This window comes from Gracilimonas sp., from assembly GCF_031581265.1.
GTDB lineage: Bacteria > Bacteroidota > Rhodothermia > Balneolales > Balneolaceae > Gracilimonas.
Genome location: NZ_JAVLBQ010000055.1, coordinates 1 through 12,027, shown reverse-complemented (window position 1 = coordinate 12,027; position 12,027 = coordinate 1). Strand labels below are relative to the sequence as shown.

Sequence of the window (12,027 nt, the reverse complement as noted above, 5' to 3'; positions counted from 1 at the left end):
CATAACTTATATCACATATTGCTTAAACGACTCAGAGACGATCCGCTTTGACTCGTTTGCTTCATAAGACCCTTTTTAATTGTAGCAGTCCACCGAAATAGGCCCTCAAAAATTTGATTAATCTTCTAAGTCAATTCTTAGTTCATTCGATGGGTTAAGTCCGACAGGCTCCTAGAACATAATGAACAAGGTTTTTCAGTTTCGTGAATCGTTTTTTGTTAATAGTATAATGGTTGTTGGGTGACCGAATAGCAATTGATGCTTAACCATTTGCACTTTATCCTGAATAACTTTTTTATTCCTTCAAAGGTTTTCGAAATAAAACTTATTAATCTCCATAATTTCAGAGGCTTAATTTTCGTTAGGCATTGTATCTTCAAACAAAAATCTACTCCGGACATGTTTAAAAAAATTCTCTTTATACTTCTTGCAGGCTTGGCTTTTCAATCCTGTTCAACAAATGATAATAGCCTTGTATGTACCGAAGAGTTCGTCCAAATTACTGTAGAAGTTACTGATGCATCCGGAGACCTTGCTGAGGGAGTTGAAATTCAAATCACCGAAAAAGAAACCGATACTATTGTCCCCTGCGATGAATACTTGTGTGAAGAGTTCCCTGATGGTTCGTATATCATTATGCATGACGGATTCCATGGGGAAATCAGTGAAACCGGACAAACATTTATAGTTAAAGGCACCAAAGGTGAGTTAGGATTTGAAGAAGAATACACCTTTAGAAGTGGTGAGTGTCATATAGAAAAAGTATCAGGACCGGAAACTGTCACTTTGAGTGAATCTTAAATCAAACCTCCCATCCCTCACGATACACTCGGCCCACAAACTGATTGGCTTCTTCGAGGTTGGTAATCTTCATATTTTCGCCATCCCAAAGTAGTTTCTTGCGGCCATAGTAATTCATTCCGCCATTATCGTTCTCCCTTCTCAGCATGTAACTTCGGATGGCTAGGTTACCCATTAAAACAGATTCGGTCATTGGACCGGCGTAATCAAATGAGGAAGTGAGTGCCTTGTGCTCGGGACTGTCAAAACCTGCTTTACAAGCATCAATCCATTTTCTGTGATGTCCGTATTCAGGTTCGTCATTGTCTTCCGTCTCGGGGCCAAATTCTGTAGTTCCGTCATTCAGGTACAATTTTGGCCTCAAAGGTGAACTGTCATTCATGTTGGTAGAAATCACTCCATTTTCTCCAATAATCAACACTCCATTTGCGCTGTTATTTCCTCCCATATCCTGATCTGCCGGAATAATATCAGGGCGAGAAGGTTTGATGCCTCCATCACTCCACGTCATTTTAACGGGCGACATCGTCTTGTCGGTAGCTTCGTAATTCATGGTAATAAACGAAGAAGCAGGACATCCTTCCGGGTGATAATCCGGAGTCCACATTTGGGAATAAATAGTACCTACGCTACACTCAGCATCCGTCGGGTAGGTAAGTCCGAGCGTTCGATACGGAATATCAATCAGGTGGCATCCTACATCACCTAAAGCACCTGTACCAAAATCCCACCAGCCTCTCCAGTTAAACGGATGCAAGTTGGGAATGTAGGGTCGGTCTTCAGCCGGTCCCAGCCACAGGTTCCAATCTAAAGCATCCGGCTTCTGACTTGGATCAGGCTCCGGCATGGCAATGCCTTGAGGCCATACAGGTCGGTTGGTCCACACATTTACTTCTGAAATCTTTCCCAAAACTCCTGAATCAATCCAATCCTGCACCATGCCTAACAATGGGTTTGAAGCCCCCTGATTTCCCATTTGTGTCACTACTTTTTGTTCTCGTGCCATTTCCGTCAAAAGGCGAGCCTCGCGGATATTATGGGTAATCGGTTTTTGAACATATACGTGAATTCCTCGCTCCATAGCATATTTTGCTGCCGGGGCGTGATTGTGATCAGGGGTAGAAATTGTTACGGCATCCAAACCCGTTTCCATTTCCAGCATCTCGCGGTAGTCACTGTACTGTTTTGCATCAGGAAATGCTTCTACTGCTCGCTGGGCCGATCCTGAAAAATCCACATCGCATAAAGCAGCCACACGCTCGCGTCCATTTACGGATGCATTGCGTATATCACTGAATCCTTTTCCGCCTGCTCCAATGGCAGCAATATTCAGCTGGTCACTGGGAGCTGTATAGCCTACCCCACCCAACACATGCCTCGGGACAAAGAAAAAAGAAGAAGCTATGGCACTTTTTTTAAGAAATGATTTGCGTGTAATTGAAGGGGAATCTTTTTTATCGTCTTTCATAGGGGAAGGGGAATTTTTTGGATACTATGCACATAAAGGCAATAAATCGTTATAATTTTTTTAGGTCTCGGAATATTCAATAATTCAGACAATTTTAAAAATGGAAATTGCGAATGGACTTTATTTAGGATATGATTTTTTTTGTAGAGAAGCTGTCAGCTTTCAGACTTCAGCTATTTGCTTTTCATCTCAAATCACGGAGGGATGACCGAATGTAGCCACGGATTTTAATCCGTGGGTTATGGAAATCCTACAACAAAGTCCCATCGGGACGACCCACATATAACCCTTTGGGACCATCCCTGCGGGATTTCATTACATAACCTATCTCTACCTTAGGTTGAAACCCAGGGCTTCAATCGAGCGTCCTTACAGGACTTTTTTTATCATGACTTGAGTAAAGAAAACCTGTTTATCTTTTTTGGAAATTGACATTTGGTCATTGGAATTTCGACTCATAAAATCCCCCAAATCAATCGTCCGGCCATCGCAATTGCCAGAACCGAAAATCCCCATTGTAACCATTTTCGACTGATTTTTTGATTCAGGTACGCCCCTCCAAATCCACCGACCAATCCCCCTAAAGAAAGCGGAAGTGCGGCACCAAAATCTACGTATCCGATATGGAATTCTGTCAGCCCTGAAACAGCACCGGGTTCTAATGCAAGCTGTCCCCAGCCGGTAGTAACCATAATAATCATCCCCAAATGAGAGACACTTACGGCTTTTCTGAACGGCTGCTTATAGAATAAGTTCATAATGGGAACCATTACTCCGCCCCCTCCAACTCCGGCAAGTGATGCCACAAAACCACCTATGCCGCCCGTCATAAACGATCTTCCAGCATTCATATCGTCAAACGACCGACCAAATTCATTATCTGTATCTTTTCCACGACGAAACATCATCCAGGCCACATACAGCAGCATGATGGAGAAAAAGATCACAAATTCGGTTTCCTGATAATAAGAAGACGTTAAGACTTGCTTACCCACAAAAATACCAATAGCCCCCATCACGCCGAGCTGAATACCCTCCTTCCAAAAAATATTATCCTGCATATACTGCCGAACTATACTGCCCGAAGCCGCAATAAAGGTGCAGAATAAAGCTGAAGCGATGGTCCAAATCACGGGATTTTCAACTCCGGCTCCTTCAAATAAAAAGAAGAGCACGGGCGAAAAAATTATGCCTCCGCCAATCCCCAATAACCCGGCTAAAACCCCGGCGGCCAATCCAATAATGAGTAAAATAAACAGTTCACCCAATGGAGATCTCCCCTTTTAAATAGGTGACAGCATGTCCCAAAATCTCTACCCGATCTCCCTGCATACGGCAAATTAAGTTGCCACCGCGTTTGGATATTTGTCGGGCGGAAAGAACTTTTTCACCTAATTGCTTACTCCAGTACGGTGTGCTTTTGGTGTGAGCCGAGCCGGTCACCGGGTCTTCATCAACGCCCGATTGCGGCGCAAAAAAACGAGAGACAAAATCAACTTCATCTCCCGGAGCGGTAACGATAATTCCTCTGGCCTGAACTTCATTCAACATGTTCATGTCGGGTTGAAGATTGGCGACCTCTTCCTCGGTATCCAGCAATACCATCCAGTCGTCTGTTTTATAGGTTTTTGATGTTTTCTTGATACCTAAGGCTCTGAATAGTACATCCGGGGCATCGGCCTGCGGCATGTCATCAGCGGGAAAATTCATCATCAGCTTATCCTCTTCCCGGCTTACTGTGAGCAAGCCGCTGCGGGTTTTAAATACGATTTCATCCTGATCATATCCCAATTCTGTAAAAAGAACATGAGCCGTGGCAAGGGTGGCATGACCACACAAATCTACTTCTACCGTCGGGGTAAACCATCTGAGCCGATAGCTCTCCCCCTCTTTCACAAAGAAGGCAGTTTCAGAGAGATTATTTTCAGCGGCTATATTCTGCATTTGTTCATCCGTAATCCATTCTTCCAGTGGAACTACGGCCGCAGGATTTCCTGAAAAAAGTTCGGAAGTGAAAGCATCAACTTGGTAGATGGGTAATTGCATGTTTCTTAATTATAGGTTGCAAATTATACATTTCAATAAACCAATTTTGCTCAGAATAAGGTAGTGGCATTTTTGGATGATGTAAACTAAAGCGAACAACTAAGGGCTCAGATTCTAATTGGCATAAACGCCTGCTACTGTCTTATCTTTGCGGCGTCTAATTATTCTATATTCATCACAAATAAACCTATGAGATATCTATTACCTGTATTATTAATACTATTGTTATGGGAAACTCCGAAAGCTCAAATTACGGCCGAGCTCGATTCTATTGAAGTAACTGCCTCCAGAATTTCTACCAATATTTCAGAAAGCGGTAAAAATGTGTCTGTAATCACCCAGGCAGATATTCAGCAAATGCCTGTGCAATCGGTAGACGATTTACTCCGAAGCCTGCCGGGAATTAACATTAATGGTCGTGCAGGATTTGGTGTACAAGCTGATGTTGGTGTACGCGGAAGTACTTTTTCTCAAGTTCTGTTCCTGTTAGATAATACACCGTTGAATGACCCTTTGACAGCTCACTTCAATACCAATATTCCGGTTTCCCTTTCTGAAATTGCACAAATCGAACTGATTCGCGGACCGGCAAGCAGTTCTTTTGGAGCTGATGCTGTTGGTGGTGTGGTGCACATCAAAACGAAGACCTATATGATGAAGGAGATCGAGGCTTCAGACCAACTTGATACCCGAACCAATCTGGATATTTCCGCCGGCGAAAATGCACTCCGCATCATTGATGCATCTGCCGGTATCGCCAAGAAGAATGTCCGCTTCAGCACTTCATTCCGCACCGCAAATTCTGATGGAGAGCAATTTGCAAATCCCGGCTTTTTAGAAGGTGTTTCATCATCAGAAACCTACAACAGCTACTTTGATATTATGAATCTTTCAGCGGCCCTTGCGGTCAACTTTGCTGATAACTGGAATTGGTACATTCGCTCAGGTATCGAAAATAGAGATTTTAATGCCCGGTACTTTTATACGGCCAGTATTTATGATGAATCTACCGAACAAATCGACAGTCGCTGGGCTATTTCTACCCTGACTTATGACAACGAAGAACACCGCACGGAAATAAATGCTTCCTATCGTGATGTTGAAGATGTTTTCAATTTTAACTCCGCTTTTGGTCCTCCCAACCAACACGAAACAGGACTCCTTTTTTTGAATGGTTCCCATGAATATGAATTGAATTCCGGTCAATTGACTTCCATATCTGAATCGCTGAATTATATGCGCTTTATGATCGGCGGACAGTTTTTAAATAAACAGATTGAAAGCACCGACCGTGGCGATCATGAAAATAGCTCATGGGGAGTTTATGGAATCCATACCATGAATTATGACTTTGGACTGAGTGTGACTTCAAGCTTACGATTACAATTCAACCCCATTAGCGATTTCTCCTTTTTACCCCAAATAAGTGCTGCTTATGATTTAGGTACCCTTAACTTCAGGACTTCCATAGGAAGAGCCATCCGTGAAGGAGATTTTACCGAGCGCTACATCTCACATCAAATTCCAGATCTTACCGCTGGCAGAAATATTGGTAACCCTGATCTGCTACCGGAAGAATCCACCACTGCAGATTTTGGCTTTGACTGGACTCCCGCCAACAACTTAAGATTCTCTCCTACTTTCTTTTACCGCACTTCAACCAACCTAATCGATTACGTACCTACCAATTCCGATAACATCACCAATGCTGATAATTTGCAAGATGATACCGAGTACCTTTATGCTTCCAACATCTCTGAAAGTGATGTGTATGGGATTGAATTTATCTCCGGATTGTCAAGCAAATTGACATCAACCACCAATTTAAAAACGAATGTTGGCTATACGTACATCAAAACTACCAGCGACCAAAATACGGTTTCACGCTACATAGCAAACCACCCTTCCCATCAGGTGAGCCTCGATTTGTCACTAAATACCGGAGCGTTGTCCTTACAATCCCAGTCCAAGTTTAATGTTCGCTCAGAACTATCAGCTGATTTAATCGGCGGCGATGTCCCTGATCAATATTTTGTTTCCAATCTCAAAGTCGCATACAAACCCTTTGGACAACGATTCCAATTCTACACTCAAATTCTAAATCTTACTGATACTCAGTATCAGGAAATTCTGGGAGCCCCTATGCCCGGTAGATGGATATTGGGTGGAGTAAAGTATAGCCTGTAATTTTTTTTGGATATCTGAGGTGCTCGGTTTTTTTAGTATGAAGCTGGAGCTTCGAAACAGGCGTGCCCAAGCAGGAGCTTGGGCACGAGGTTGGTTGGGATAACGAGTTTGATAGGTAAATATCGAGGACAATAGTGAGTGGCGAAATCGATAGAAAGTCACGAGATCAAAACTTCATCGAGATAATATTTACCCAGCGGTACTCGCTCCCAAAATTTAGCACTCGCTCCCAAACTCCTGTTTGGGAGCGTAATATTCGAAGCTCCTGCTTCAAACTTCAATACTATCCGTTAAAAATAGTGATTGGAATCAATCCGGTTTCACCCTCATAATCCCGGACTGAAGAATAACGCCAATGGCTCGGCTGATCCACATACCCTCTTTTAACCGGATTAAAATGAATGTAATCCAATTTTTGAGCTACCATCTCGTATGTAAATAACTGCTTTGGATGAAAGCCTTCATCCCATACCTGATACTGACTTTCTGTTTTATGATCTCTTTTTGCTTGTCTTAATTTATTAAGGCTCAATAAATCTTTCTTTTTCTTAAGGACCTCAATAACCTGATGAGCCATAAACGATTTGAAGTTTTTTATATGCTTACCCAGATTCTCTCCTTTTGCTATCAAATGAAAATGATTTTCAAGAATTACATAAGCATTTATCTCAACACCTCTTTTCTTTTGAAGAAAAATTAAGCCGTCTAAAATTAACTGAACCAGCTCAGGGTCTTTGAATAAAGCTATACTATCGACCACACCGGAGGTTATGAAGTACGGGTAGTGCTCTTCGTATATTTTATATCTGCTTCTTCCCATTTTTTGCTTTTCTTAGTTAGAGCGATGAGAATGGAATTCCTTACACTTTTTTTAGGAATTTTTTGTTTATGAAGCTGGAGCTTCGAATTGAACGTACCCAAGCAGGAGCTTGGGTACGAGATTTTAGGTTTACAAAGTATAATATGACTCTAAAAAAGTAACTAACAAGCACTCGCCCCCAAACTCCTGTTTGGGAGCGCAAATCGAGAAGCTCCTGCTTCATGCTCAAATTTTGCACCCGGAGTTTGAATTTTATCTCAACTTGGGAACCAGCCCTCCTACCTTTATCTTTACTGAATAATCAAACTCTGATGTAAGAAAAAAGAATGTCATCCTGAGCGCCTGATAAACATAAAATGATTCGTAGTTGAACGCGAAGGATCTCAAAGTCTTTGATGAATAGAATGGAATACCATCTAACTTAGAAGCTCTTGGAGATAACCGATTTTAAATAAAATACTTTCCCTCAGAGCATAATAAATTCAGATTTTTCAGCACTTTTACTCAAATATTATAGATGAAAATCTACCCCAATTCCCTTTTAGATAAACTCGGCTTTGAACAAATACGGGAGGCTGCACTTGAATTAACCCAGTCAATCCGGTCGGAAGAACTCCTCGAATCTTTGCAACCGGTCTCTGACCGTAAGCGAGTCGAGTTACTGACGCAACAGACAGCCGAAATGCTGGAGATTAATGCTGATCCCGATCCATTTCCCCTTCGGGAATTTCCTGAAGTCAGAGACTACCTATCTGTATCTAAAGCCGAAGGAAGCCTTATCCCGCTTCCTGCCTTTGTCGATATCCTGAAAATCTGCTCCATCTCACGAAACGTAAAGAAATTTCTGAAACAACGTTCTGAAGAATACCCTCAGCTTGCCAAAGTATCGGAAGGACTAATTCCGATGAAAGAGCTGGAAAAGAGTATTAAGGAAAAAGTAACGGAGCACGGGGAATTGCGGGATGATGCCAGTTCGGAACTGCAATCCATACGCCGTAAACTCAATAAACGGAAAAGTGATCTCCGGGGAACTATCAATAGGGCCATGAGCAAAGCATCCAAGGATGGCATGACTTCCGATGAAGGAGCTACTATCCGCAACGGACGTATGGTAATTCCAATCCAAGCTGAATTCAAACGAAAAGTGCAGGGCTTTGTGCATGATGTTTCATCCAGCGGACAAACGGTATATATCGAGCCGGTAGAGGCGTTGAATATGAACAATGAAATCCGGCAGTTTGAGGCGGAGGAACAGCGAGAAATTGAACGAATTCTCCGAGAGCTGACCAAACACGTCCGTAAAAACCGGGACTACATTGATCAAAACACGCTCTACCTTGCTGAAATTGATGTGATTTCTGCTAAGGCTAAACTCACTCAAAAACTTGATGGACACATCCCAATTATCGCCGAGAAGAATTACCTCAGCGTAAAAGAAGCCTACAACCCCATCCTGCGACTAAAAAATTTGGGTATTCGAAAAGAAGAAGAGCGGGAAAAAATCATTCCATTATTCATGAAAATGGAAGAAGACGAACGCTGCCTTATGATCACCGGTCCCAATGCAGGAGGTAAATCGGTAGCCATGAAAACAGTGGGCTTATTGTCATTGATGATACAATCCGGCTTTGGCGTTCCTGCTGATCCCACTTCCGAAATCCCTGTTTTCTCCGGGTTATTTGTGGATATGGGCGATGATCAATCCATCGAAGACGACCTGAGTACGTTCTCATCTCGCTTACAGTGGATGAGGGAAACTGTAAAGCAATTCGATTCCGGAAGTTTGGTCCTTATTGATGAAGCAGCCGCAGGAACCGATCCCGAGGAAGGCGGTGCGCTATTTCAATCCTTTATAGAACGGATGCTGGAACAGGATTGCAAAGTGATTGTTACCACGCACCACGGCTCACTTAAAGTCTTTGCCCATGAGCATGAAATGGCCGTAAACGGCTCCATGGAATTTGATCAGGCCACTCTCTCTCCCACCTATAAGTTCAAAAAAGGCATTCCCGGCAGCAGTTATGCTTTTGAAATTGCCCAGCGGATGGAGCTGGATCAAGATGTACTGAAGCGAGCAAAAGTGATCTTGGGTGAGGCCAAGAATAAAATGGAATCGCTGATTACGGAGCTGGAGACGAAGTCGCAGCAAGCAGCAGAACTCAAGGAGAAGTACACTTCCCTGCAAGCAAAGGCAGAATCGGAGCGGAAGAAGTTTGAGAATAAGATTCAGGCCATCGAAAAGGATAAGGAGAAAATCCGCGAGAAAGCGCTGAAGGAAGCAAAAGCCATAATGGATTCGGCCAATCAGCGGGTGGAGCGAGCTGTGCAACAGATTGTAGAACAAAACAAGGCGGATAAGGATGAGATCAAGGAAATCCGCAAAGATGTGGAGGAGGAAAAGAAAGAAATTGATCGCTCACTGCAAGAAATCGAGGAAAAAAAAGAAGATCGCGAGCAAACCACCGATGATCCTCCCAAAGAAGGTGATGATGTCCGGTTCAAAGATGGAAATACCACAGGGGAACTGGTAGAGATCAATGGCAAAAATGCCGTCGTGCAGGCCGGTGGATTGCGACTCAAAACCAAATACAAGAACCTGGTTAAAGTTGAGAAGAAACAGGAAAAGAAGAAGGCAAGGGCACGTTCATCCATGATTGTTGGTGACAGTAACTTAGCCAACGAAATGGTTAAACCATCCATAGATCTTCGGGGATACCGAACTGAAGATGCCATTCATGAAGTCACTCGATATATTGACCGTGCTGTATTCCGCAATATGAATCAGGTTGAGATCGTCCATGGTAAAGGCGATGGGATTTTGCGTAGCCAGATTCAGTCGTACCTAAATACCCGTGATGATGTAAAAAGCGCGGAAACAGCTCCAATTGAAAGAGGTGGCGCCGGGTGTACAATTGTGGAGCTTGCTTAGGGTTTCGGGTTGCGTGGTTCGGGTTGCGGGTTATATTGGCTTTTATCTAAGTTTATAACTCAAATTCAACTTATTGGAACCGGAGGTTCCGGCATGCTTTACGAACCAGCGAACGAGATAAACTACTCTAATTCAATGTAAACTATACTTGAAGTGAGTAAATCTAAAGAAAATACTCTGTTGTTTACCTCATCAACGTAAATACTCCGATAAGACCCCCCCAGTAGTTGATAAGATTCTATAAATTCACCTTCCCAGTCAAAAAGATACAAATTTGTAAAGTTGACATCGTTATAGTCCTCCTCTTCAATAATTGCACTCATTTCATTAAGCGTTTTTCCGACGTGAGCAACATATATATATTCATCCGTAGCAGCTACTCCATAGAAAATCCCTTTCTTATTTGCTATGTCGTCAAATTGATTCAGATCAAAATTTTCCGGTAACGCATAGCTTGATATCAATTCTCCATCAAAATTAATAATAAACAGTTCAGGCACAAATCTTGGTGCTATGGCTATTAATTTTTTGTCTGCATTAACGGCTACAACACTTTCAAACAAATATCCTTTTTCTTTTTCATTCAGCTCCTCCAAATCATATTTCAAGGGATTGATGTATTCGCTTTTGTCACTGTTTGTATTTGTGAAAGCAACAAGCCCTTTGGTTAACCCGCCACTTGAAATAATAGTTGTATCGTTAATAAATGCTGCATTTTGCGACAACATCAATTGAGGAGGTAAAATATATGTAGCGTACTTTGAATATTTTAGAGGCTCAACATCATTGTTCACATCATATCTGACAATATATTTTTTGACCAATCAAAGATCTGTACTTCGTCATTAACTGTAGTTGACACAGGTGATAAAATTATATCACTAAACTCTTTAGGTCCTCTTCCCTGTTTTCCGAATGAAGTAATTAAATCAAAGCTTTCTAAATCAAAAAACTTAAATTTACTACTATCTAACTTGCCGTCAATTATCAATAAATTTGAATTCAATACATCAAGCCCAGAAGGATACAAAATTTCTCCCCCATCCACACTAACCTTATTCGGCTCTAAAGATTTATCAGCCTCATAGGATATTTTCGTTGTTTCATTTGTACAAGAAATAGATACCAAAGCTATAGTTATTACTAATAAAAACTTGTTCGTTTTTAATGATGATTTAAAGAGTAAATACATTTTATTTTTAATATCTATTGTTTTAAAATTTCTAATAACCTATTCATGTCATTTTTTTCTGTAAGCGGATTTCCAGAATATTTAATCATTCCATTTTTATCAACAATTAATGAATTAGTATTTTGGTTAAAATCGATCATCAAAGAATCGTAATCATTATAATTTAGAGCATAGATGGAGTAATTATAGAGATCCTTATCTTTTATTAGTTTTAATGTATAAATATTTACATTTCCATATATAATTACAATCGGTTTAACAATATAATCTGAAAATAGTGATTTCCTCAGATTTTCAACTTCACTTAAATCTAATGAACACAAGTCGCATCCCCCATCTACAAAATAGATGAAATTAAATCTTCCAATAAAATTACTCGAATCTACATTTGTATTAAATTTTGAGATGTTTTCATTTCCTACAATAAATATTATTTGGCTCTTAAATGACTTTTTTTCTTCTTTTGTAGTTTTTTCGCAGGAACTTGAAACAAATATAATGGAGATAAAAAAGATATACTTCATATTTAATGAATAATATTATTGACAGTAAGACGCTGACAACATCGCCTTACTGCCATTAAC

The 12,027-nt window shown here is 41.2% G+C and carries 10 protein-coding genes; 3 read left to right on the top strand and 7 right to left on the bottom strand.

What is annotated here, in order from left to right; all coding sequences use genetic code 11:
* Window positions 1-399: 399 nt before the first annotated feature.
* The gene (locus RI561_RS13510) at window positions 400-801 is read left to right on the top strand and encodes a hypothetical protein (protein WP_395080775.1); all 402 of its coding nucleotides are present in this window, start codon (window positions 400-402) and stop codon (window positions 799-801) included.
* Window position 802: 1 nt separating this feature from the next.
* On the opposite strand, the gene RI561_RS13505 is transcribed toward RI561_RS13510, so the two are convergent.
* The 3 genes from RI561_RS13505 to RI561_RS13495 all read right to left on the bottom strand — a co-directional run bounded on the left by RI561_RS13505 (window position 803) and on the right by RI561_RS13495 (window position 4,315).
* Window positions 803-2,269: a Gfo/Idh/MocA family protein gene (locus tag RI561_RS13505; RefSeq protein WP_395080774.1), complete on the bottom strand. Its 1,467-nt coding sequence runs from the start codon at window positions 2,267-2,269 to the stop codon at window positions 803-805.
* Between the two features lie 455 nt (window positions 2,270-2,724).
* Complete coding sequence (locus RI561_RS13500; protein WP_395080773.1) at window positions 2,725-3,537, bottom strand: sulfite exporter TauE/SafE family protein; 813 nt, start codon at window positions 3,535-3,537, stop codon at window positions 2,725-2,727.
* Window positions 3,530-4,315: a PhzF family phenazine biosynthesis protein gene (locus tag RI561_RS13495; RefSeq protein WP_395080772.1), complete on the bottom strand. Its 786-nt coding sequence runs from the start codon at window positions 4,313-4,315 to the stop codon at window positions 3,530-3,532. The genes RI561_RS13500 and RI561_RS13495 overlap by 8 nt, the downstream gene beginning before the upstream one ends.
* Before the next feature lie 189 nt (window positions 4,316-4,504).
* Between RI561_RS13495 and RI561_RS13490 the strand changes: the two genes are divergently transcribed.
* Entirely contained in the window at window positions 4,505-6,502 is a 1,998-nt protein-coding gene (locus RI561_RS13490) for a TonB-dependent receptor plug domain-containing protein (RefSeq protein ID WP_395080771.1), read from the top strand.
* Window positions 6,503-6,785: 283 nt separating this feature from the next.
* Here RI561_RS13490 and RI561_RS13485 read toward each other — a convergent pair whose 3' ends face one another.
* A complete protein-coding gene (locus RI561_RS13485) occupies window positions 6,786-7,322 on the bottom strand; it encodes an REP-associated tyrosine transposase (protein ID WP_395080770.1) in 537 nt (178 codons plus the stop codon).
* Window positions 7,323-7,839: 517 nt separating this feature from the next.
* On the opposite strand from RI561_RS13485, the gene RI561_RS13480 reads away from it, so the two are divergent.
* Window positions 7,840-10,251 carry an endonuclease MutS2 gene (locus RI561_RS13480; RefSeq protein WP_395080769.1) on the top strand — a complete coding sequence of 804 codons (2,412 nt, stop codon included), beginning with the start codon at window positions 7,840-7,842 and terminating at the stop codon, window positions 10,249-10,251.
* A gap of 122 nt (window positions 10,252-10,373) precedes the next feature.
* On the opposite strand, the gene RI561_RS13475 is transcribed toward RI561_RS13480, so the two are convergent.
* From RI561_RS13475 to RI561_RS13465, 3 genes are read right to left on the bottom strand one after another with little or no spacing between them, the layout of a single operon-like run.
* Entirely contained in the window at window positions 10,374-11,045 is a 672-nt protein-coding gene (locus tag RI561_RS13475) for a BF3164 family lipoprotein (RefSeq protein ID WP_395080768.1), read from the bottom strand.
* The gene (locus RI561_RS13470) at window positions 11,042-11,443 is read right to left on the bottom strand and encodes a hypothetical protein (protein WP_395080767.1); all 402 of its coding nucleotides are present in this window, start codon (window positions 11,441-11,443) and stop codon (window positions 11,042-11,044) included. Before RI561_RS13470 ends, RI561_RS13475 begins: the two co-directional genes overlap by 4 nt.
* A gap of 14 nt (window positions 11,444-11,457) precedes the next feature.
* A complete protein-coding gene (locus RI561_RS13465; protein ID WP_395080766.1) occupies window positions 11,458-11,967 on the bottom strand; it encodes a hypothetical protein in 510 nt (169 codons plus the stop codon).
* Window positions 11,968-12,027 lie beyond the last annotated feature (60 nt).